This is a genomic window from Microbispora sp. NPDC046973, assembly GCF_040644495.1.
Taxonomy (GTDB): Bacteria; Actinomycetota; Actinomycetes; order Streptosporangiales; family Streptosporangiaceae; genus Microbispora.
Window position 1 is genome coordinate 1 of the sequence record NZ_JBEYWQ010000023.1, and the last position, 21,691, is coordinate 21,691.

The 21,691-nt window shown below is 72.3% G+C and carries 17 protein-coding genes and 1 pseudogene; 10 read left to right on the forward strand and 8 right to left on the reverse strand.

The window, feature by feature from the left end:
• A pseudogene (locus tag ABZ860_RS32060) lies at positions 1 to 94 on the reverse strand (DNA-binding response regulator); the annotation flags it as partial.
• A gap of 94 nt (positions 95 to 188) precedes the next feature.
• On the opposite strand from ABZ860_RS32060, the gene ABZ860_RS32065 reads away from it, so the two are divergent.
• Genes ABZ860_RS32065 through ABZ860_RS32075 form a run of 3 tightly spaced genes read left to right on the forward strand, consistent with a single transcriptional unit; the run spans position 189 to position 4,480 of the window.
• A complete protein-coding gene (locus ABZ860_RS32065) occupies positions 189 to 2,636 on the forward strand; it encodes a cation-translocating P-type ATPase (protein ID WP_357227242.1) in 2,448 nt (815 codons plus the stop codon).
• On the forward strand, positions 2,633 to 3,478 hold the full coding sequence (locus ABZ860_RS32070) for a universal stress protein (RefSeq protein WP_357227245.1): 846 nt from the start codon (positions 2,633 to 2,635) through the stop codon (positions 3,476 to 3,478). Before ABZ860_RS32065 ends, ABZ860_RS32070 begins: the two co-directional genes overlap by 4 nt.
• Positions 3,479 to 3,493: 15 nt before the next feature.
• Positions 3,494 to 4,480 carry a lactonase family protein gene (locus ABZ860_RS32075; RefSeq protein WP_357227248.1) on the forward strand — a complete coding sequence of 329 codons (987 nt, stop codon included), beginning with the start codon at positions 3,494 to 3,496 and terminating at the stop codon, positions 4,478 to 4,480.
• A gap of 13 nt (positions 4,481 to 4,493) precedes the next feature.
• On the opposite strand, the gene ABZ860_RS32080 is transcribed toward ABZ860_RS32075, so the two are convergent.
• From ABZ860_RS32080 to ABZ860_RS32090, 3 genes are read right to left on the reverse strand one after another with little or no spacing between them, the layout of a single operon-like run.
• Entirely contained in the window at positions 4,494 to 5,342 is an 849-nt protein-coding gene (locus ABZ860_RS32080; protein WP_357227251.1) for an SAM-dependent methyltransferase, read from the reverse strand.
• 16 nt (positions 5,343 to 5,358) lie between these two features.
• Positions 5,359 to 6,174 carry a DUF4253 domain-containing protein gene (locus ABZ860_RS32085; RefSeq protein WP_357227254.1) on the reverse strand — a complete coding sequence of 272 codons (816 nt, stop codon included), beginning with the start codon at positions 6,172 to 6,174 and terminating at the stop codon, positions 5,359 to 5,361.
• 49 nt (positions 6,175 to 6,223) lie between these two features.
• On the reverse strand, positions 6,224 to 7,195 hold the full coding sequence (locus tag ABZ860_RS32090) for a LuxR C-terminal-related transcriptional regulator (protein WP_357227257.1): 972 nt from the start codon (positions 7,193 to 7,195) through the stop codon (positions 6,224 to 6,226).
• A 120-nt stretch (positions 7,196 to 7,315) separates the two neighbouring features.
• On the opposite strand from ABZ860_RS32090, the gene ABZ860_RS32095 reads away from it, so the two are divergent.
• The 5 genes from ABZ860_RS32095 (at position 7,316) to ABZ860_RS32115 (ending at position 14,351) form a co-directional block, all read left to right on the forward strand.
• The gene (locus ABZ860_RS32095) at positions 7,316 to 8,911 is read left to right on the forward strand and encodes an ABC transporter substrate-binding protein (protein WP_357227260.1); all 1,596 of its coding nucleotides are present in this window, start codon (positions 7,316 to 7,318) and stop codon (positions 8,909 to 8,911) included.
• 7 nt (positions 8,912 to 8,918) lie between these two features.
• The gene (locus ABZ860_RS32100) at positions 8,919 to 9,848 is read left to right on the forward strand and encodes an ABC transporter permease (protein WP_357227263.1); all 930 of its coding nucleotides are present in this window, start codon (positions 8,919 to 8,921) and stop codon (positions 9,846 to 9,848) included.
• Positions 9,835 to 10,674, forward strand: coding sequence for an ABC transporter permease (locus ABZ860_RS32105; protein WP_357227265.1), 840 nt, complete (start codon positions 9,835 to 9,837; stop codon positions 10,672 to 10,674). Before ABZ860_RS32100 ends, ABZ860_RS32105 begins: the two co-directional genes overlap by 14 nt.
• A gap of 115 nt (positions 10,675 to 10,789) precedes the next feature.
• Positions 10,790 to 12,973, forward strand: coding sequence for a tetratricopeptide repeat protein (locus ABZ860_RS32110; RefSeq protein WP_357227267.1), 2,184 nt, complete (start codon positions 10,790 to 10,792; stop codon positions 12,971 to 12,973).
• Between the two features lie 88 nt (positions 12,974 to 13,061).
• Positions 13,062 to 14,351 (forward strand): hypothetical protein, encoded by a 1,290-nt coding sequence (locus tag ABZ860_RS32115; protein WP_357227269.1) that lies wholly within the window; start codon positions 13,062 to 13,064, stop codon positions 14,349 to 14,351.
• A gap of 6 nt (positions 14,352 to 14,357) precedes the next feature.
• Here ABZ860_RS32115 and ABZ860_RS32120 read toward each other — a convergent pair whose 3' ends face one another.
• From ABZ860_RS32120 to ABZ860_RS32130, 3 genes are read right to left on the reverse strand one after another with little or no spacing between them, the layout of a single operon-like run.
• Complete coding sequence (locus ABZ860_RS32120) at positions 14,358 to 15,638, reverse strand: M20/M25/M40 family metallo-hydrolase (RefSeq protein WP_357227272.1); 1,281 nt, start codon at positions 15,636 to 15,638, stop codon at positions 14,358 to 14,360.
• The gene (locus tag ABZ860_RS32125; RefSeq protein WP_357227275.1) at positions 15,635 to 17,464 is read right to left on the reverse strand and encodes a prolyl oligopeptidase family serine peptidase; all 1,830 of its coding nucleotides are present in this window, start codon (positions 17,462 to 17,464) and stop codon (positions 15,635 to 15,637) included. Before ABZ860_RS32125 ends, ABZ860_RS32120 begins: the two co-directional genes overlap by 4 nt.
• Positions 17,461 to 18,582 (reverse strand): C39 family peptidase, encoded by a 1,122-nt coding sequence (locus ABZ860_RS32130; protein WP_357227278.1) that lies wholly within the window; start codon positions 18,580 to 18,582, stop codon positions 17,461 to 17,463. The genes ABZ860_RS32125 and ABZ860_RS32130 overlap by 4 nt, the downstream gene beginning before the upstream one ends.
• A gap of 160 nt (positions 18,583 to 18,742) precedes the next feature.
• Here ABZ860_RS32130 and ABZ860_RS32135 point away from each other — a divergent pair, with 160 nt between their 5' ends.
• Entirely contained in the window at positions 18,743 to 19,450 is a 708-nt protein-coding gene (locus tag ABZ860_RS32135) for an alpha/beta hydrolase (protein ID WP_357227280.1), read from the forward strand.
• Positions 19,451 to 19,467: 17 nt separating this feature from the next.
• On the opposite strand, the gene ABZ860_RS32140 is transcribed toward ABZ860_RS32135, so the two are convergent.
• Positions 19,468 to 20,589: a DUF5925 domain-containing protein gene (locus tag ABZ860_RS32140; protein WP_357227283.1), complete on the reverse strand. Its 1,122-nt coding sequence runs from the start codon at positions 20,587 to 20,589 to the stop codon at positions 19,468 to 19,470.
• Between the two features lie 162 nt (positions 20,590 to 20,751).
• On the opposite strand from ABZ860_RS32140, the gene ABZ860_RS32145 reads away from it, so the two are divergent.
• Positions 20,752 to 21,537: an N-acetylmuramoyl-L-alanine amidase gene (locus ABZ860_RS32145; protein WP_357227285.1), complete on the forward strand. Its 786-nt coding sequence runs from the start codon at positions 20,752 to 20,754 to the stop codon at positions 21,535 to 21,537.
• Positions 21,538 to 21,691: the final 154 nt, after the last annotated feature.

Below are 21,691 nucleotides of genomic sequence, written 5' to 3' on the forward strand. Positions count from 1 at the left end.
CGCCGACGACCTCGATGTCGTCCTCGGCGTCCAGCAACGCCGCCACACCACGCCGTACGACCTCGTGATCGTCCACAAGAAACACCCGAATCATGTATCCACGCTAAGCCGTCGGCGGGCCGAAGGTCCCGCAGGCCGGTGGCTTTCGCCCGGCGTCCCCGCCGGGGCCCGGGTGATCTGCTGGGGACATGGAATCCGCTGTGCGCACGCTGCGCGGGCTGCCCGAGGAGGAGGCCGCGCGCCGGCTGGCCGAGCACGGGCCCAACGAGATCCCCCAGCCCCGGCCGCCGGCCCTGCCGGTGCGGGCGGCGCGTCAGGTGGCGGATCCGCTGTCGATCCTGCTGCTGGTGGCCGGCCTGGTCACGCTCCTCGTCCTCGGCGAGGTGCCCGAGGGCATCGCGATCCTGGCGATCCTGCTGGTGAACGTGCTGATCGGGACCGGCCAGGAGACCAGGGCCGACAGGGCCGTGCGTGCGCTGCGCGCGCTCACCGCGCCCATGGCCACGGTCGTGCGCGGCGACGCCGTACAGCGGGTGCCCGCGGCCGAGGTGGTCCCCGGCGACCTCGTCGTCGTCGCGGCCGGCGACCGGGTGCCCGCCGACGCCCGGCTGGTCGAGGCCGAGGCGCTGGCGGTGGACGAGGCGCTGCTGACGGGGGAGTCGCTGTCGGCGGCCAAACGGGCGGGCGGCCCCGGCGGCCCGGACGTGCCGCTGGGCGACCGCGACGGTGAGATCTTCTCCGGCACGCTCGTCGTCCACGGCCGCGGGACGGCCGAGGTGCTGCGCACCGGCGCCGCGACCGAGGTCGGCCGCATCGCCTCGGCCCTGCACGGCGGCGGCAAGGGACCGCTGGAGGTCGAGCTCGGCCAGGTGTCGCGCCGCGTCGGCCTGCTCGCGGTGGCGGCGGGAGCCCTGATGATCCTGATCGGGCTCACCCGGGTCAGCCGGGGCGAGGCGTCGCTGGTCGACATCATCCTCGCGGGGGTGGCGCTCGCCATCGCCGCGGTGCCGGAGAGCATGGCCGCCGCCGTCACCACCGCGCTGGCGCTGGGCGCGCAGCGGATGGCCCGGCTGGGGGTGATCGTGCGCAGGCTGCCCGCCATCGAGACCATGGGCGCCACGACCGTCATCGCCGCCGACAAGACCGGCACGCTGACCACCGGCCACCTCACCGTGGCCGAGCACGTCGCCGCGCCGGAAGCCGGCGCCGCCGAGCTGTTGCGGGCCGCGCTGCGCTGCAACGACGCCCACGACGGGCTGGGCGACGCCGTGGACGTCGCGCTGGCCGCCGCGGCCGCCCGCGAGGGCGTACGACTGCCGGCGGGGGAGACCCGGCTCGGCACCCGTCCCTTCGACGCCGAGACCCGCTCGATGGCGGTGGTCACCACCGTGGACGGGGCGGGCCCGCTGCTGACGGTCAAGGGCGCCCCGGAGGTGGTGCTGGCCCGCTGCGCGCCCGGCGCGCCGGCCGACCGGCTCGCGGAGGCCGTGCCCGGCCTGACCCGCCGCGGGCTGCGGGTGCTCGCGCTCGCCGAGGGGACGACCGGCGACCCGGACGCCACCGGGCTGCGCCCGCTCGGCCTGGTCGCGCTGCGGGACGAGATCCGGCCCTCCGCGCGCCGGGCCGTGGCCGACTGCCGGGACGCGGGCATCCGGGTCGTGATGGTGACCGGCGACCACGCCGACACCGCCCGCGCGGTCGCCGCCGAGGTCGGCATCGACCCCGACGCCGTGGTGGCCCGGGTGGACCCGGCCACCAAGCTCGGCCTCGTACGCGCGCTGAAGGAGCGCGGCGAGGTGGTGACGATGACCGGCGACGGCGTGAACGACGCCCCGGCCCTGCGGCACGCGGACGTCGGGGTCGCGATGGCCGGGGACGAGGGCACCGACGTGGCCCGCGAGGCCGCCGCCGTCGTGGTGACCAACGGCGAGCTCGGCACGATCGTGACCGGCGTGCGCGAGGGCAGGCGGCTGCGCCACAACGTGTCCTCCATGATCGGCTATCTGCTCGCCGGCAACCTCGCGGAGATCCTCATCGTCCTGACCGGTTTGATCGTCTGGCCCGACCTCGTCGTGCCGCTGCTCCCGGTGCACCTGCTCTGGATCAACCTGGCCCTGGACGGGATCCCCGCGATCGCGCTCGGCGTCGACCGCCCGGCGGGCGACCCCCTCACGCTGCGGGGGCGCGAGGCGCTGCTGTCGTGGGGAGTGCTGACCCGCATCGGGATACGCGCCGTGGTCGTCGCGGTGCTCGTCTTCGCCGTGGTGGAGACGGCACGCAGGCTCGGCTGGAGCGACGAGCAGGTCCGCGCGCAGGCCGTGCTCGCGCTCGTCTTCGCCCGGCTGACCCTGGCGTACGTGACCCGGGCGCGCCGCGCGACCTTCGAGCGCGGCTGGTGGCGGGGCCGCCCGGTGCTCGTCGCGGTGTCGGCCACGCTGGCCCTGCAGACCCTCGTCACCGCCGTGCCCTTCCTGGGTGCGCCGCTCGCGCTCGTGCCGCTGCCGCCGCTCGGCTGGGCGATGGCCCTGGGCGCGGCCGTGCTCACCGTGGCACTGTGCGACGCGTTGGCACTGTGCGACGCGTTGCGACGCGTTGCGGCGCGCTGCGGCGCCCCGGACCGGGACGTGATGCGATGAAGCAGGAGATCGTGGTCGCCTACGACGGCACGCGGCAGAGCCGGGCCGCGATCGAGTGGGCCGCGGCGGAATGCCGGGTCCGCCACCGTGCGGGCGTCACGGTCTGCCAGGTGTGGAACGGCCCCTACCCGGAGCGCGCCGAGGCCGTCGCCGCCGAGGAGCGCCGCCTGGCGGGGCTGCGGCTGTTCGAGGGGGTACGGCTGGCCGAAAGCCTGCTGCCGGGCCGTGAGGTCCGCCCCGTGCTCGTGCGGGGGGACCCCAAGGACACGCTGGTCAGCGTGAGCAGGAACGCCGCGATGCTGGTCCTGGGCCACCGGAGCGTGAGCGGGCTGGCCGGGCTGCTGCGCGGCTCGGTCAGCGCGTACGCGGCGGCGCACGCCGCCTGCCCGGTCGTCGTGGTCGGCGCGCAGGCGTCCGCGCCGCCCGGCGGCGGGGTGGTGGCGGGGATCGACGCGGCGCGGCAAGCCGGTCCTGAAGCGGACTCCGTCCTGCGCTTCGCCGTGGAGGTCGCCCGCGGCAGGTCGCTGCCGCTGACCGCCGTGTACGCCACACGAGGGCGGGAGCCGGAGGGCGAGCGGGCGCTGGCACGGATCGTCGAGCCGTGGCGGCTGCGCTGCCGAAGCCGGCCCGCGATCGAGACCAGGGTCGTCGAGGCGCCGGCGCTGCCCACCCTGGTGGCGTGCGCCCGGGAGGCCGGGCTGCTGGTCGTGGGTGCGCACAGAACAGAGGCCCGGCTGCTCGGTTCGGTCGGGCAGGGCCTGCTGCGGCGCGCCCCCTGCCCGGTGGCGGTCGTCCACCCGGCCCCCGTCTGGCCGATACCATGCGATATCCCGACGGTCTGAGCCTATGGAGCGCGAATGTCCCGACCCGGTCTGGTGATCGGCGGATACACCCCCGACACGGAGGGGTCGGGCCCCGGCCTGACGGTGGCCCGGGCGCACGCGGACGGACGGCTGGAGGCGGTGGCCGAGACGAGCGTGTCCGGGCCGTCGTTCGTCGTCGCGCACCCGCGGCTGCCGCTGCTGTACGCCGTGCTCGAACGCGCCGCGGACGGGGGGCTCGCGGTCTTCGCCGACGACCCCACACCCCGGCTGCTGGCCGAGCACCCCAGCGGCGGCTCGCTGCCGTGCCACCTGGCGGTCGACCCGGAGGGCCGGTGGCTGGCGATCGCCAACTACGGCGACGGGACCGTCACGGCCTACCGGCTGGGTGAGGACGGGATGCCCGAGCCCGGCCCGCTGACGTTCCCCCACGAAGGCCGCGGTCCCCACCCGGAGCGGCAGGAGGGCCCGCACGCGCACCAGGCGGTCTTCGGGCCCGGCGGCGTGCTGCACGTGACCGACCTCGGCACCGACGAGGTGCGCCGCTTCCTGCCCGGCATGCGCCCGCACCCGGACGGCCCCGTACGGCTGGTCTCCGGCAGCGGCCCCCGGCACTTCCTGCACCACGAGGGCCACTGGTACGTCACCGGCGAGCTCGACGGCACCGTGCGCGTCTACGACGGCGAGTGGCGGGAGGCGGGCGCGGTGCGGGCGAGCGGCGCCGAGGGCGACAATCTGCCCTCCCACATCGCGCTGTCCGCCGACGGCCGCCACCTGTACGTCGCCAACCGGGGGCCGGACACCGTGGCCGTCTTCGAGGTGGACGGGCCGCGCCTCACGATGGCGGCCGAAGTGCCGTCGGGCGGAAGCTGGCCACGCCACTTCGCCGTCGACGGCGACCGCCTCTACGTCGCCAACCAGCGCTCCGACTCCGTCACCGTGCTGGCGCTCAAGGACGGGCTGCCAGAGCCGGCGGCTCAGGCGCTGGCGGTGGGCACCCCCTCGTGCGTGCTCATCCGATAGGCCGGGGGACGGGTCAGGAGACGCGGCCGACGCCGCCGACGATCCACACCCGCTGGGCCTGCCCGGTGGTCTGCGGGACGTCCGGCCGCCACTGGCGGATGTAGACGAGGCCGGGATCGACGAGTTCGGTGCCGTCGAAGAAGCGCAGCACCTTCTCCCGGTCCCGCGTCGCGTCGTCGGCCTGCGGCACGATCTGCCGGAACAGATCGACGATCGGCGCGGCCAGCTCGGGACGGCTGTCGAAGACGGCGTGACCGATGGCCAGGTAGCTGCCCCGGGCGAGGTGGTCGCGCACGTGGGCCACGCACTTGTACGGCTCGACGGCGTCGGGGAGGTACTGCAGCCGGGCCGGGATCAGCACTCCGACCGGCCGCTCGAAGTCGATGAGCCGGACCATCTCGGGGTCGGCCAGCATCTCCGCCGGGCGCAGGATCGAGCCGTCGACCACCCCCGTGCCCGGGTTGCGGGCGAGCATGGCCCGCGCGTGGTTGAGCACCACCGGGTCGTCGTCGACGTACACCACGCGGGCGTCGGGCGCGAGCTCCTGGGCGACCTCGTGTGTGTTGCGCCGGGTGGGCAGCCCGGACGCCACGTTGAGAAACTGCCGCACGCCCTGCTCGACGAGGAAGCGCACCACCCGCTCCAGGAACTCGCGGGTGTCCACGGCCATCGTCTTGACCTCGGGCGCGATGGCCGTCAGCTGCTCGGCGAATCGCCGGTCGGCGGCGAAGTTGTCCTTGCCGCCGAGCAGATAGTCGCTCATCCGGGCGATGTTCGCGGTGCTGGTGCTGAGGCCCGCCACCTTGGCGGGCTGTTCGCCCCCGCCCAGCTCCGTGCCGCCCAAACCGCTTCCCTCAGTCACACGGGTAATTATCGTCTTAATCCCACCAGAACGACCATGCGTTCTGGCCAATGATCTGCTCGGCGTAGTCGGCCAGCGTGCCCGGGCCCTGCAGGACGCTGTCGGGGCAGAACGTCCAGTGCTCCGCCGCCACGTGCAGCGCGTGCGCGGGGGTGGCGGGCGGCGCGGCGACGCTGAGGTCCAGCGTGTTGAACCCCATGCCGACCACCCGCGCCCCGAACCGCTCCTCCCAGCTGCGCACGACGGCCGCCAGGGGCACGGTCCACTCGTTGTGGTGCAGCGCCCCCTGCCAGCCCATGGCGACCATCGCGTCGGCGCCGCGGTTCACCGCGGCGAGCCCCAGCGGCGTCATCCGCTCGGCCACCACGTCCGCGTACCAGTCGGCGACCACGTCGGGGTCGGCCACGAGCGCGGCGGGCGGCGCGATCCCCGGGCACTCGGCCCCGAACGGCGCGAGGTACGCCTCGTGGCCCAGCAGCAGGTCCTGCCACGCCTCGGCCATGAACCCGGCCGCGCTGTAGTAGTCGACCTGGGCGGGCGAGTCGGGCGCGATCTGCCCGGCCGACCAGGGCTGCACGCCGTCCTCCAGCAGCACCGGCCACAGGCCCGACCGGGGGTGCTCGGCGCGAAGCCGGGCCCACAGCCCGGCCGGCACCGGCTCGTCGCTCAGCCAGAACGAGGGGCGGTGATGGGTGCGCAGCCTGTCGTAGTCGGGGTCCGGCCACACGAGGGACCCGGACGGCAGCTCGACGGACAGCACCCGGTCGTCGCCGCCGTCACCGAACAGCAGCTCCAGGCCCGTGGGGAGCCGCCGACGCTCGTGAACCGACATGCGCCAATAATGTCGGACCCGGCCTCGGCGCGTCCCGTGAGGGCGATCATTACGGGATGTCGAGCCGGCACAGCCCCTCGGCGAGAACCTTCGTGGTCAGGCGCGTACGGCTGTCGCAGCCCAGCTTGGCGAAGATGTGCTCCAGATGGGTGGTCACGGTGCGCACGCTCAGGACGAGCGCGGCGGCGATCTGCGGGTTGGAGTCGCCCTGCGCGACCCGGGTGAGCACCTCGATCTCCCGCGAGGTCAGGTCGTACGGCAGGGCGCACGGGCGCTCGGCGATGACCGCGCCCTGGATGGAGCCGTGGAAGCCCACGCCGGCCCGGTGGAGACGCAGCTCGCGCCACTGGCCGGTGCCGTCGAGCCACAGCCCCCGGCGCGACAGCTCGCGCGAGTCGATGAACGCCCTGGCCAGCTCCGCCATCACCGGCTCGGCCGCGAGCGCCTCCGACGGGGGCCAGCCGGCCACGTCCCTGCGCCGCCCGCCCCGTTCGTACGCCACGGCGTGGAAGCCGGGCGGCAGGCCGAGCGGGTCGATGACGCAGCGGGTCACGTCGGTGAGGTGGGCCAGGGCGGGGGAGACCGCGCTGATCACCGCGGGCGCCTCCGGCGGCAGGTCCGCGCGTGAGCTGACGTGCAGCAGCCCGGTGTAGCGTCCTCCGGTCAGGAACAGCGGCGTCGTGATCCCCGTGCGCCAGCCGTACGGCTCGAGGTGGCGGCGGAAGTAGCGCTCGGTGCCGGGGGAGCCCATGACGACGGGCGTGCGCAGCGACATGGCCCGGCGGTAGGCGTCGAGCCGGGCGTACTCCTCGGCGGCGTCGTCGTCCACCCGCGTGTACCCCGACGACACCAGCGAACGGTGCCGGCCGGTCGCCGGGTCGAACGCGACGAACTCGTAGGCCTCCACGGGGACGACCTCGCCCAGCGCGGTCATCGCCCCGTGCGCCCCCTGCCGGGCCACCTGGAAGCCCAGTTCGGCGACGGCGTGCAGGCTCCGCGCGCTGAGGCTGATTGCATTCATGGATCCTCCATGCTCAGCGTGCCGGGTAAAGGTTGTGCAAGGAATACGTAAAGTCTCCGATGCAGTCGGCGGCCCCGTTTCCTACCCTCACCCGCAACACGACGGAGAGGCGGAGGACCAGTGAGGGTCACGAGAAGCCGGGCGGCCGCCCTCGCTGTGGCGGCCATCATGCTGAGCGGCGGGTGCGGGGGAGGATCATCGCCGGCGGGCGGCGGCAAGGAGGCGAACGCGTTCTCCGTCGCGCTGACGGAACCCGACCATCTCACCCCGGGCAACACCTCCAGCGATTACTCGATCACGGTGCTGGACGCGCTCTTCGAGACTCCGGTCTCCATCGACGCCGCCAGCGGCAAGCCCGTGATGCGGGCGGCCGAGTCGGTGAACAGCACCGACCAGAAGGTCTGGACGATCAAGTTCAAGCCGGGCCAGAAGTTCAGCAACGGCGAGCCGGTCACGGCCCAGAGCTTCGCCGACTCCTGGAACGCCACGGCCTACGGCCCCAACGGGTGGACCAACAACTACTACTTCGCCAACATCGAGGGCTACGACAAGCTCAACCCCGAGAAGGGCGACCCGTCCACGGACAAGATGAGCGGCCTCAAGGTGGTGGACGACACCACGCTCGAGGTGACGCTCACCGCGCCGTTCAGCCAGTTCCCGATCACGCTCGCCTACATCGCGTTCGCGCCGATGCCGAAGGCGGCGTTCAGCGACCTCAAGGCGTTCGACCAGGCCCCGGTCGGCAACGGCCCGTTCGTGCTCGACGGCGCCTGGGAGCACAACAAGCAGATCAAGCTCAAGCGGTCGGCGTCGTACGCGGGCGAGCGCAAGGCCAAGGCCGACGCGGTGACCCTCAAGATCTACGCCAGCCGCGACACGGCGTGGACCGACCTGCGGGCCGGCCGGGTGGACCTGATGACGACGGTCCCGCCGGCCAGCACCGCCGAGGCCAAGCGGCTGCTCGGCGACCGCTTCGTGCAGACCCCCGACGGCACGATGGACTACCTGGGCTTCCCGACCTTCGACAAGCGGTTCGCCAACGCGGACCTGCGCAAGGCGTTCTCCATGGCCATCGACCGTCAGGCCATCGTGGACGCGGTGTACGACGGCGCGTTCAAGCCGATGTCGTCGCTGCTGGCGCCGCTGGTGCCCGGCTACCGGGAGAACGCCTGCGGCGAGGCCTGCACCTACGACCCGGCCAAGGCCAAGGCGCTGTTCGACCAGGCCGGCGGCTTCAGCGGCACGCTGAACCTGTGGTTCTCCAACGCCGACCCGAGCTACGAGCAGTGGATGACCGCCGTCGCCAACCAGCTGAAGCAGAACCTCGGCATCTCGGACATCAAGTTCCGCAAGATCCCGGCCGCCGACTACCTGTCGACCCTGCGCCAGCGCAAGGAGGACGGTCCGTACCGCAACAACTGGGTCATGGACTACCCGAGCCCGCAGGACTACCTCGAGTACATGTGGGGCGCGGGCAACCGGATGGGCTGGGAGAACAAGGAGTTCGACGACCTGATCAAGCAGGCGAACTCGGCGCCCAGCCTGGACGCGAGCCTGCCGCTCTACCAGAAGGCCGAGGACGTCGCGCTGGCCGAGATGCCGATGATCCCGCTGTGGAACTGGCAGAACCAGATCGGCTTCACCAGCCGGCTCACCGGCGTGAACGTGACCCCGTACAGCAAGAACCTGTACACGATCAGCGTGAAGCAGGGGTGACACAAGGGTGAGGTACGCCGCGCAGCGCCTGGCCCAGGCGATCCCGGTGTTCTTCGCGACCACCTTCCTGATCTACACGATGGTGTTCGCGCTGCCGGGCGACCCGATCCTGGCGCTCGCGGGCGACAAGCCGGTGCCCGCGCAGGTGCTCGCGGTCATGCGGGCGCGCTACCACCTGGACGACCCCCTGCTCGTGCAGTACGGCCGCTACATGCTCGGGGTGTTCCAGGGCGACCTGGGGGAGACCTTCACCGGCCAGCCGGTGAGCGAGCTCCTCCAGGACCGGTGGGCGGTCACCGCGCAGCTCGCGCTGACCGCCTGGGTCTTCGAGCTCGTCGTCGGCATCGGCCTCGGCGTCCTGGCCGGGCTGCGCCGCGGCGGGGTCGCCGACACGGCGGTCCTCGCCGGGACCACCTTCGTCATCGCGGTCCCGGTGTTCGTCGTCGGGTACACGGCCCAGATCGTGCTGGGCCTCAATCTGGGGCTGTTCCCGACCGCGGGGACCGAGGAGGGCTGGCCGGGCAGTTACCTGCTGCCCGGCATGGTCCTCGGCTCGTTCGGCCTGGCGTACGTGGCCAGGCTCACCCGCACCTCCCTCGTGGAGAACCTGCGCGCCGACTACGTCCGCACGGCGACCGCCAAGGGCCTGACCCGGCGGCGGGTGGTGGGGCTGCACGCGCTGCGCAACTCGCTCATCCCGGTCGTGACCTACCTCGGCGTCGACTTCGGCAACCTCATGGCCGGTGCGGTCGTCACCGAGGGCATCTTCAACCTGCCCGGCATCGGCCAGCAGGTGTTCCAGTCCATCCAGCTCCAGGAGGGTCCCGTCGTCGTCGGCGTCGTCACCCTGCTCGTCATGATCTTCATTCTCGCCAACCTGGCCGTCGACCTGCTGTACGGCGTGCTCGACCCGAGGATCCGCCGTGCTCGCGCGTGACGCCTGGCTGGAACTGCGCGGCCGGGTGGTCTTCTGGTTCTCCGCGGCCGTCCTGCTGGTGGCCGTGGCGATGGCGGCCTTCCCCGGGCTGTTCGCCCGCCTCGGCCCCAACGAGGCCTGCGACCTGCGCATGTCGAAACGCGGCCCGGCGAGCGGCGCGCTGTTCGGGTACGACCTGCAGGGCTGCGACTACTGGTCGCAGGTGGTGCACGGCACCCGCGCGTCCATCGTGGTCGGGGTCTCGGTCACCGTCTTCGCCCTGCTCATCTCCATCCTGCTGGGACTGGTGGGCGGCTACTACGGGGGCGTCGCCGACGCGCTCATCTCCCGGCTCACCGACGTGTTCTTCGGCATCCCGTTCGTGCTGGGCGCGACCGTCGTGCTGGTCGCCTTCCCCGACCACGGGATATGGGCGATGACGCTGGTCCTCGTGCTGCTCGGCTGGACGACCATGACCCGGCTGATGCGCGGACAGGTCATCGCGGTCAAGGACATGGACTTCGTCGCCGCGGCCCGCATGCTGGGCGCGAGCGACCGCAGGCTCATGCTGCGGCACATCCTGCCCAACTCCGTCGCGCCGGTCATCGTGGTGGCCATGCTGAACGTCGGGAACGTCATCGCGGGGGAGGCGACCCTCGACTACCTCGGCGTCGGCCTGCAGTACCCCGACGTGTCGTGGGGCCTGCAGCTGAACATCGCCCAGACCTTCTTCGCCGAGCATCCCCACCTGCTGGTCTTCCCCGCGCTGTTCCTCACCGCGACCGTGCTGAGCTTCCTCATGCTCGGCGACGTGGTGCGCGACGCCCTCGACCCCCGCCTGCGCTGAGCCGTCGCGTGGCGGCGGATGCCAACTTATCCGTCGAAGCGTACGGTATTCTCCGTCATTCGTCGTGAATCGCTGCCTGCTTGTACCCGAACAACGACGTCTTTAGCCTGGCATGGTGGACGCTGGACTGTTGTTGACGCTAATCGGGACGGCGGCCGGCGTGATTGCCGTGATACCGGCATTCCTGCAGCTCAGGCGGCATAACTCGGAGAAAGCGACCAAAGTAGAAGTTGCGGATGGCGACGCTGTCGGGAGCGCGGCGCTGGACCCGCGGACGATTCTCAGGCCACCCGTGGGGCGGCTGCCCAAGGTATTCAGAGACCGGGAGACCGTGCGCCGGCGGCTTCGGCAGATCGTGCGGCGGCCCGACGGAAAGGCTCACCTGCTGTACGGCCTGGGCGGTTCGGGCAAGACGGCGATAGCCATCAAGACGGCCCAGGAAGCCGCCGACAGGGGGCGGATGGTGTGGTGGGTCTCGGGCGTGTCCTCGTCGGAATTCGTCACCTCCATGGTGCACATCGCGCGAGCGCTCGGGGCGAGGGAAAGCGAAATCCAGGAGGTGCTGGCGGGGCGCGGCAAAACGCCCGACCTCGTCTGGAAATATTTGGAGCAGCAGGAAAAGTGGCTGCTGGTCATCGACAACCTCGACGACATACGGGTCCTCGACGTGGCCGACACCAGGGCGCGCGACGGGAACGGCTGGCTCCGCCCGACGAGAAAGGGCGTCGTGCTCGTGACAAGCCGGCTGGGTGACCTGTCGCAGTGGGGAACCTTCACCAGAGCCCATGAGATCGGGCCGCTCGATCCGCGCGACGCGGCGCTGATGCTGCGGGACCTCGCGCCGTCGTCGGGTTCCTACGAGGAGGCCGAGACGCTGGCCGGCAGACTGGGGTTCCTCCCGCTGGCCCTGCACCACGTCGGCTCGCTCCTGTCGTCCCCGTTCTCGCCTGAGCGGACTTTCGCGGCCTACTCGTCCTCGCTGAAGAGCGGCTTGGCCGCACTGATGAAACGAGGCGAGGACGATCGCGACGTCCTGGCCAGAACCTGGGAACGATCGCTCGACATGCTGACCGCGCAGGGAAGGAGTCAGGCCCGTCAGATCCTGCGAACTCTGTCGTGTTTCGCGCCTTCGATACCGATTCCTGGCGTCATGCTGGACAATGCCATCCTGGCGGACCTGTCCGGAGGGGATGCCGAAGCCGCGGTTGAGGGGATGCGGGCGCTCAAATCGGTCGGGCTTATCGACATACCGGAAGGGCCCTCGGCCGACGGCCTCGCCATCCAGGTCCATCCGCTCATCGCGGAGGCCAACCGCCTCCATCTGGACGAGGGGCAGGACACCCTGCGCGTCACGGGAGTCTCCGTCGCGCTCGTCCTTCGTGCCGTCGAAGGGCTGAAGATGGAGGACCCTCTCGACTGGCCCCGGTGGTTCGAGATCCTGCCCCACGCGATGTCCGTGCTGGAGCAGATCGGCCGGCGTCCGGCGAGCGGGTATCTCCGCGAGGCGGCGAAGTGCGTGGCGCGCGCGGCCTCCGCTCTCGTCTACGCGGGCCACTACACGACCGCGCTCGATGTCACGCGGGCCGCGCTCTCGCACGCGAGCGGGCTCGGCGAACTCGATCCGGGGCTTCTGGACCTCAGGCACGAGCTGGCGGGGGCGCTGTATTTCACCGGGAACGCCGCCGATGCGGAGCGGGAATACCGCGCTGTGGCCGAGGCCAGGTCCAAGACATTCGGCGAAGAACATCCGCAAACGCTGATCAGCCTGTTCCAGGTGGCGTATGTGCTGGCGATGACGGAGCGGCTCGACGAGGCCGAGAAAGTCGCTCGACGGGTGCTCGAGATCAGGGTCAGGGTGCTCGAACCCGGCGATTACTATACGCTCGTCACGCGTTACATACTCGATTACATATTTTTCCGGCAGGGGAAAATAGAGAAATGCCGGCAGCGCTGTGTCACGTTGCTCGATGATGTGCGCCAATTCCTCAGCGCCGACCATTTCCTGGCCGTCACCACGCAGCATCTTCTCGCGCGTGTGCTTCTCGAGCAGGGGGAATTGCGGGAGGCGGAGGCGGAGCTGCGCGCGGTGCTGAACACCGGGCGCGGGACGCTCGGCGACAGGCATCCCGAAATGCTGAGCACCCGGCTGACGTTGGCGCGCACGCTGGCGTTGACGGGACGGAAGAGGGACGCCCGGGCCGAACTCGATCGTGTCCTCACCATGATGGGCGGTTCGGTCGCGGAAGCTCACCCGCTGTTCGAAGATTTTCGGCTCGCGGGAGACGCCCTGGAGCGGTGACCCGGGTTCGACTCCCGCCTGCGCTGAGGCTCCAGCTTCGTCACCTGAAGTAGCGAAATGGACACGGTAGGTGAGTTAACGTGCGCCCGTGTCCACCGATCTTCCCGCCCGGCACGACCCGGGCGCCTTCGACCTCGCCAGGGACGCGGCCCCCGGCCTGCCGCTGACGCTGATCGAGCAGTGGCGGGCGAGCGGCCGTACCGCCGCCGACGCCCGGCGCCTGCTCGGCGCGCACGTCACGACCGGATACAGCGTGGTGTCGGACTCGGCCGGGCTGACCAGGCTGAGCCGCAGTCTCGGCCTGCTGGAGGTGCTGGCGCTCATCGACGGCCCGAAGCGGGTCCTGCACGCGTACGCGACCGGCGTGGGCGGCCGGGCCGTGGGCGTCTGGGCGGCCGACAACGCGCAGATGTTCCATCCCGCCACGACCGACGCGGGAACGCTGCTGTCGGCGCTGCTGCGGGCGCAGGACGAGATCGCGCGCACCTGCCGGATCCGCGTCGGCATCGGCGTCCACCACGGCGACTACTACGACCTCGACGGCGGCCTTTACGGCGCCGAGGCCGACGCGATCGAGCACCTCGCGGAGAACGACACCGAGGGCGGCGAGATCGCGGTCACGGAGGCGGTGGCCGAGCGGCTGCCCGCCGGCCACGGCTTCGTCCTGCGCCGCAAGGAAAGGCAGGACAGGCAGGGCGGGCACGATGGGAAGGACGGGCCTCTGGGCGCCGTCTACCGGGTGCTCGACGGCCCGCGCGCCGGCGACGCGACGCCCCCCGGCGGGTGGTACCCCATCCCCTATCCGGCCGCCTTCTACGAGGACCTGCTGCGCCTCGATCCACAGGACGCCGGGGCACAGGACGCCGGGTTCGCCGCGACGCTGGCGGAAAAGCACCTGCGGGAGCGGACGGTGGTCCTGGTCGAACGCGGCGAGGCCGGGACGGGGAACGGCGTCTCCGAGGTCGAGCTGCTGCGGAGTCTGGACCTGTCGGCCCGGATGCGGGAGCTCGGCCTGCGTCTCCTGCCCGACGAGGGCGCAGTCGAGGTCAAGGTCGCGGGCCCGCTGGCCATCTACCTGTTCGACGATCCCCGCCCCGCAGTGCCCTTCGCCCTGCAGTTGCGCGCCGCCCTCGCCGACGCCGGGATGACCTGCCGCATCGGGCTGGACAGCGGGCCGGTGCTGTCCGGGCGGACGCCGGGCGGCGGCCGCGACGTGGCCGGCGCGCCGGTGAACCAGGCCTCCAAGATGGCCCAGGACCTCGCCGCTCCCGGTCTGGTCTGCCTGAGCGAGGCGGTCGCCGCGCACGCCGACCTGGGCGGGTTCGCGCTCGTCCGGCACACCGTCTCCGGCGTGGACCTCATCTTCTACCAGGGCTGACAGGCTCTACGACGGCGCGACGAGCAGCCGGTCGAGGACGCGGACGCCGAACTCCAGGCCCTCGACCGGCACGCGCTCGTCGAGACCGTGGAACATCCCGAAGTAGTCGAGGTCCGGCGGCAGCAGCAGCGGCGCGAAGCCGTACCCCCTGATGCCGATCCTGGCGAACCACTTGGCGTCGGTGCCGCCGGTCATCACGTACGGCACCGGCCTGCCGGCGGGGTCCTCGGCGAGCAGGGCGGCCGTGAGCTCGTCGAACAGTCCTTCGGCGGGGGAGGAGACGGCCTCCTCGAAGCTGACGAACTCGCGCGTGACCTTCGGCCCGAGCAGCCGGTCGACGGTCTCCAGGAACTCCTCGCGCTGCCCCGGCAGGAACCGGCCGTCCACGTGGGCCTCGGCCGTGCCGGGGATGACGTTGACCTTGTATCCCGCGTCGAGCATCGTCGGGTTGGCCGAGTTGCGCAGCACGCCCTTGAACAGGGCGGCCGCGCGGGGGATCCGCTCGAACTCCTCCTCCAGGCGGTCGACGTCGATCGGCCGGCCGAGCGCCCGCGCCAGCTCGTCGATCAGCCGGGCCACCTCGGGCGTCAGCCGTACGGGCCAGGGGTGGTCGGCGAGGCGGGCGAGGGCCCGGGCGAGCTCGGCCACGGGGTTGTCCACGGCGGGCTTGGACCCGTGACCGGGCACGCCGCGGGCCGTCAGGCGCATCCAGGCGGTGCCGCGCTCACCGACGGCCACCGGATAGATGCGGACGTCGCCCTCATACCAGGAGAAGCCGCCGGACTCGCTGATCGCCTCCGTGCAGCCCTCGAACAGGTCGCGGTGCCGCTCGACCGCGTGGCCCGCGCCGTACTCGCCGGTGGACTCCTCGTCGGCGAGGAACGCCAGCACGAGGTCGCGCCTGGGGCGCACGCCCCCGCGCGCGTTCTCGCGGGCCCAGGCGAGGGTCATGGCGAGCGTGCCCTTCATGTCGACCGCGCCCCGGCCGTGCACGCAGCCGTCCTCGATCTCCCCCGAGAACGGGTGCGTACGCCATTCGGCCGGGTCGGCGGGCACGACGTCGAGGTGCCCGTGCAGGAGCAGCGCGTCGGGGCTGTCACCGGGGATGCGGGCCACCACGCTGGTGCGGCGCGGCGCCGACTCGAACACCACCGGCTCGATGCCGACCTCGGCGAGCAGGGACGCCACGTATTCGGCGGCCCGCCGCTCGCCCGGCCCGTCGCCGGACCCGTCGTTGGTGGTGTCGATCCGCAGCAGTTCCGAGCAGATCTCGGCGACCTCGCTCATGCCATCTCCCCGTCGTGCAGCTTCAGGGGCGGGACCTCCGGCGTCGGGAAGCCGAAGACGATCCCGTAGAAGGCCAGCTCGGCCTCCAGAGCCCGGACGATGGTCTCCTCACGCCGCCACCCGTGCTGTTCCCCCTCGAACGTGAGGTACGCCCACCGGTGCCCGTGGCGGGCCAGTGCGGCGGCGAAGCGCTCCGACTGCGCCGGATCGACCACCTTGTCCTCCAGGCCGTGCAGGAGCAGGGCCGGGCCGGACGCCCGCTCCGCGTGGAGTTCGGGCGACCTGTCCACATAGCGCTGCCGGGTCTCGGGGAGCGGGCCGATCAGACCGTCGAGGTAGCGCGACTCGAAGTCGTGCGTCTCCGCCGCCCAGTGCGCGGGGTCGGAGATGCCATAGTGGGACACCGCGCCGCAGAACACGTCGCTGTGGACGAGCGCGGCCATCGACGTCCAGCCGCCCGCGCTGCCGCCTCTGATCGCCACCTTCTCGGCCCGCCCGCTGTCCAGCAGCCACCGCGCCACCGTCTCGCAGTCGCGCACGTCCACCACGCCCCAGCTGTGGCGCAGCCGCTCCCGGTAGGCCCGGCCGTAGCCGGTGGAGCCGCCGTAGTTGACCTCGGCGACACCGATGCCCCTGCTGGTGAAGTAGGCGATCTCCAGGTCGAGCACCGGCGGGGCCGAACTCGTCGGCCCGCCGTGCACGAACACCACGTACGGCGCGGGCCCGCCGCCCGCCGGGGCGTACAGGTGCGCGTGGACCCCCTCGACGGTGACCGCCTCGGGCGTGGGCAGCTCGGCGTCCTCGGGCAGCGGCTTGCCCGGGGACAGCACCTCGTGCGCCCCCGTGTCCAGGTCGACCCGCACCACCTCGTACGGCCGGTGCGGCGAGGCCGCGACGCCCACGACGTGGGAGCCCCGGGCCGACAGGGCCGCCGCCCAGTAGGTGTAGCCGCCGCCGACGTCCCTGAGGGAGCCGGTCGCGGCCGGGTCGTCGAGGACCCCGAGCCGCCGCTCGTCGGCCGTGCCGTACACGGTGGCGATCCGCCCGTCGGCGACGGAGAAGAACGTGCCGCCGATCTTCCAGGTGGCGTCGCCGAACTCCAGCGCCACCGGGGTCAGGTCGCGCGCCGTGCCGTCCAGGCCGACCAGGTGGATGTTCCACCAGCCGGTGGGGTCGGTGACGGCGTACAGGCTCTCGTCGTCGCGCCACTCGGCCTGGCAGGTGGACGCGCCGGACAGCAGGACGCGATGGGAGCCGCCGTCCACGGATCCGACGCAGAGCTCGGTGGCGTCCCACGGCATGTCCGGATGGTTCCAGCCGATCCAGGCGAGCGACCGTCCGTCCGGCGAGACGCGCGGGTTCATCAGGAAATGATGGGTCCTCACCACGCTGCGCAGGGGGGAGCCGTCGAGCGGCACCGCGACGATGTCGCGCTCCCCGCTGCGGGCGTCACCCCGCTCGCGCACGCACCACACCTCGCCGCCGTGGACGACGAGGTCGGCGTAGCGGGCGGGCTCCTCGGGGGTGAGCGGGACCGGCTCCCCGCCGGGGGAGCACAGGTAGATCCGGCCGTCCGCCCAGTTGGTGAACACCAGACGGCCCTCGTGCGCCCGCCAGGACCGCCCGCCGTACTCCATGACCCGGTTCCTGGCGTTCCAGCCCTGCGGGAGCACGTCCTCGATCACGCCGTCGGCCCTGCGCCGCACCACGCAGCGCCGGCCGCCCTCCCGCGGGCGCGGCTCGTCCCACCAGACCTCGTCTCCCGAGATCTCCACCCACAGCGGGCGGTCGTCCACCCGCGCGACGTCGACGGCCCGAATGGTCACCAGTTCCCCCCGGAGTCTGGAAGCGGAGTGCCGGGGGGATGCACGATGTGCGCGATCCCCCCACTGCTCGTGGCGCGCAGCCAGACGCTCTCGAACGCCGCGCGCGGGTACACCCGCCGCACGCCGCCGTCGTCCGGCGCGGCCGGATCGTTCGCGATCACGTCTCCCTCCGCCGTGAACCCGGTGACGACCATGAGGTGCCCGCCGGTGGAGTATCCGGCGCCGGGAAGCTCGTGATCGCGGAACGCCTGAGAGGTGATCACCGGGATCCCGGCGTCGACGAACCGCTCCAGCTCGTCCAGCGAGCGCAGCCGCGTGACGAAGCCGTCCAGCCCGAACCGCCCGGCGTAGGCGACGCCGAAGGGCCAGTTGCCGGTGCCCTGGTAGCTGTGGTCGTACATGTCGCGCGCGGCGTGGTCGACCGCCGGGCACGGGTCGCCCGGGGCGACCCAGGCGAGGTCGGCCGGGGCGGGCCCCAGCCCCCAGTAGCCCAGCACCATCGTGAACGACGCGGGGCTGCACCAGGACTCCCCGCCGCCGTCCCACTGCGGATAGTGCCCCACGTGGACCTTCTGCGAACGGCGCGGCACGTCGAGCTCGACCGCCCGCAGCCGCGGCGGGCCGCCCCTGCCCGCCTGCCCCACGGCCGAGGCCATCACGGTGAGCGAGCGCACGCCGCCGCCGCTGCCGTACAGGGTGGCGCGCACGCGGTACGACGTCACGGGGCGGGCGGCGACGAAGGTGTCCACGGCGACGTCCCCGTCGGCGTCCCCCTGGCCGGGCAGCGACGTTCGGTGGATGTCGGCGTCGGTCTCGGCCCACCGGCCCATGACGTACCACTTGGTCAGGTCGCCGGTGACGGTCCGCGCCTGGATCTCGATCTCCAGCCAGGCCCCGGGTGGCGCGGCGGCCGTCCACGACGGCACCAGTTCGGTGGCGGCGAACCCGATCTCCCGCTCCGGCGACGTCCAGCGGAGGTAGGGCCACTCCCGCTCACCGCCGGGAGCGAACGGATCCAGATATTTCGCCGTCCCCGTCTCCCGGGCCTCGACGGACCACCGGTGGAGGACGACGGGGCTCACCTGGGGGCTCGGTCCGGCCGACAGCAGGGTGACCACCTCGCCGATTGTTGTTACCGCCCCGACCTGGCACATCGGATGGTTTACGTATCCGACACATGGGACGCTACGCCATCGGCGACCGTGCTCGGTTCGTCCGCCCGGCCTGTGGTAGATCGGTAGGCGTGCCCACGCGCCGCCTCGCGAAAGGGGAACCGTCGTGCATGTCGTGTTCGTCCACGGAGCTTGCGTACGGGACGGGGAGTGGTGGTGGCACCGGGCCGCCGCCCTCCTCGAAACCGCGGGGGTGACCAGCAGCGCGCCGCCGCTGCCGAGCTGCGGGGAGACCGGGCTGCGGCCCGGTGCCGACGGGCCGTCCCTACCCGACGACGTCGGCGCGGTCCGCGCGCACCTCGAGTCCCTGGCCGGGCCCGTCGTGGTGGTGGCGCACAGCTACGGGGGCGTCGTCACGGCCGAGGCCGCCGCGGGGCTGCCGGAGGTGCGCCACCTGCTGTTCGTGACGAGCTTCCTGCCGGAGCCGGGCGAGAGCCTGGCGTCCTTCGGGGACGGCGCCCCCGCGCCCTATCTCGACTTCGGGACGGACGGGACGTTCGGGGTCCGCCCGGAGACGGCGACGCGGACCTTCCTGCAGGACTGCGACGAGGAGGCCGTCGTGGGGGCGCACGACCGCCTGGTGCGGCAGAGCGCCGCCGTCACCGTGCGGCCGGTCGGCGCCGCCGCCTGGAAGGAGATCGCCTCCACCTACCTCGTCTGCGCCCGTGACAACGGGACACCGCCGGCCGTGCAGCGCGCCCAGGCCGCGCGGGCGGGCCGAGTGGTGGAGATCGACGCGGGCCACCACCCGTTCCTGTCCCGGCCGCGTGAGGTCGCCGACCTGGTCCTCGGCCTTGCCCAGAGCCAGAAGTAGGGAGATCAGAGGCAGGGTCAGAGGTAGAGGCCGGTGGCGGGGGCGGGTTCGGCGGCGACCGCCGGGCGGCCGTCCCGCAGGGCGAACAGCTCGGCCAGCGTGGCACCGCCTGAACCGGCTCCTTCGGCGCGGCCCAGCCACTCGGCCGCCTGCCCGGCGTCGAACCGGCCGACCTCGATCTGCGCCAGGCACCGTCCTGGCCGTACGACGGCGGGATGGAGCCTGCTGAGGTCCTCGTTGGTCGTGATGGCCACGAGCACGTCCCTGCCCTGGCCGAGCAGTCCGTCGGTCAGGTTGAGCAGGCGTGACAGGCCCTGCCCCGTCGACTGCTTGGCCTCCGCGCGGATCAGTTCGTCGCAGTCCTCCAGGACGAGCAGCCGCCAGCGGGGCTCGTCGTCCTCGCCCGGGCCGTCCCAGCCGACGGCGACGTCCATCAGGTAGCCCGGGTCGTTGAACAGCAACTCGGGGTCGAGCACGCAGTCGACCTGGCACCAGGACGCCCACTCGCGCGCGAGCGTGCGCAGGAGCGTCGTCTTGCCGGTGCCGGGCGGGCCGTGGAGGAGGACCAGCCGGCCCGTCACGCCGGCCGCGGTCGTCGCCATGAGGGCGTCCAGGCGGCCGACGGCGGCCGTGGGGTAGTTCTGCCTGATCTCCTGCCAGGAGGAGGTCGTGATGGGCTTGGCGGAGCGGTGCGGCCCGTGGCTCGACCTCCACCAGAAGCCCATCCGCACGTGGTCGGCGTCGGGGGCCGCCTCCTCCGCGTCCCTGGTCGCCTGCTCCAGGACCGAACCGGCCAGCTCCTCGCTCACCGCCGTGGCGGTGAGCGTCGCCGACCGGTTGGCGCCGCGGACCACCCGCAGCGTCCATCCCTCGCCCGCGATCAGCCGGGTCTCGTACCCGTCGGTGTGCTGGGCGACGCGCAGCAGCCGGCCGCCCTCGGCGGTCAGCGGGGCGTCGGCGCGGACCCGGCCGAGGCTGGTGGTGCGCGACCAGGGCTGCTCGCCGGTCGCGAACGGCGACAGCGCCATGGCGTCGATCACGTCGGCCGGGCTGTCGGCGTCGTCGAGCCAGATCCGCATCGGCACCGGCGGCGGGGGCTCGGAGTGAGGAGAGAAGTCGACCTCCTTGACAACGGACATACAGTGATGATCTCGACGTACGACTCGCTCTGTCGAATGGATTTATGGGCCTATTCAGTTTGCTTGCCGTTTAAGCACTTTCATATGGGCAAAAGGCGGTAGCTGTTGGGGCGTTACCGCTACGCTCGGTGTCCAGTCGTACGGTTTTCAACGGAGAGCACTGTGGCCATCGATCTCGTGTCCCGCGCTGAATGGGGCGCGCGTCCTCCCCGGGGCTCGTACTCGTCGCTGACCTCCACGCGCGGCGTGAAGGTCCACTACACCGGCGGCCGGGTGGACCCGGGCATCGTCGCCGACCACGCCAAGTGCGTGGCGATGGTGAAGTCCATCCAGAACTTCCACATCGACGGCAACGGCTGGGTCGACATCGGGTATTCGATGGTGGCCTGCCCGCATCGGAAGGTCTTCGTCGGGCGCGGGCCGGGGCACCTGCCCGCCGCCAACGGCCCCGGCCTGAACTCCGGCCACTACGCCGTGCTCGGTCTCGTCGGCAACGCCGGCCTGGTCCAGCCGACCGACGGCATCCTGCACGCGATCCTGGACGCGGTGGAGTATCTGCGTGCCAAGGGCGGCGCGGGCAAGGAGATCAAGGGCCACCGCGACGGCTACTCCACCGACTGCCCCGGCGACCCGCTGTACGCCTGGATCAAGAAGGGCGCGCCGCGCCCCGGCACCACCCAGCCCCAGCCTGAGCCCGAACCGGAGCCGGAACCCCAGCCCACCCAGAAGTGGCCCGGCCGCCTGCTCAGGTATCCGCCGGTGATGCGCGGCGACGACGTGCGCACCTGGCAGGCCCGGATGAGGGAGCTCGGCTACGACATCGTCGTGGACGGCGCGTACGGGCCGGACTCCCAGGACGTGTGCCGCAGGTTCCAGAAGGACCGGCACCTCGACGTGGACGGCGTCGTCGGCCCGGAGACCTGGAACGTCGCCTTCGCCACGTCCTGAGAAGCCCGGCTCGGGGCCGGGGAGGACCACGCCCGACGGTCCGACGGCATCGAATCGAGTCGCCGGACAAGGTCGGCGCAGTCCGGATGTTCCCGCCGCATGCGCTGGCGGCTGCCGATCGTGGAATCGCTGACACATCCCATGTGCCAGGCAT

Bases quoted from the DNA above. Each gene is read 5' to 3' on its own strand.
- ABZ860_RS32075 (WP_357227248.1), top strand. From the start codon at position 3,494: ATGTCCCGACCCGGTCTGGTGATCGGCGGATACACCCCCGACACGGAG.
- ABZ860_RS32090 (WP_357227257.1), bottom strand. From the start codon at position 7,195: ATGAATGCAATCAGCCTCAGCGCGCGGAGCCTGCACGCCGTCGCCGAA.
- ABZ860_RS32120 (WP_357227272.1), bottom strand. From the start codon at position 15,638: ATGAGCGAGGTCGCCGAGATCTGCTCGGAACTGCTGCGGATCGACACC.
- ABZ860_RS32085 (WP_357227254.1), bottom strand. From the start codon at position 6,174: ATGTCGGTTCACGAGCGTCGGCGGCTCCCCACGGGCCTGGAGCTGCTG.
- ABZ860_RS32070 (WP_357227245.1), top strand. From the start codon at position 2,633: ATGAAGCAGGAGATCGTGGTCGCCTACGACGGCACGCGGCAGAGCCGG.
- ABZ860_RS32065 (WP_357227242.1), top strand. From the start codon at position 189: ATGGAATCCGCTGTGCGCACGCTGCGCGGGCTGCCCGAGGAGGAGGCC.
- ABZ860_RS32140 (WP_357227283.1), bottom strand. From the start codon at position 20,589: ATGTCCGTTGTCAAGGAGGTCGACTTCTCTCCTCACTCCGAGCCCCCG.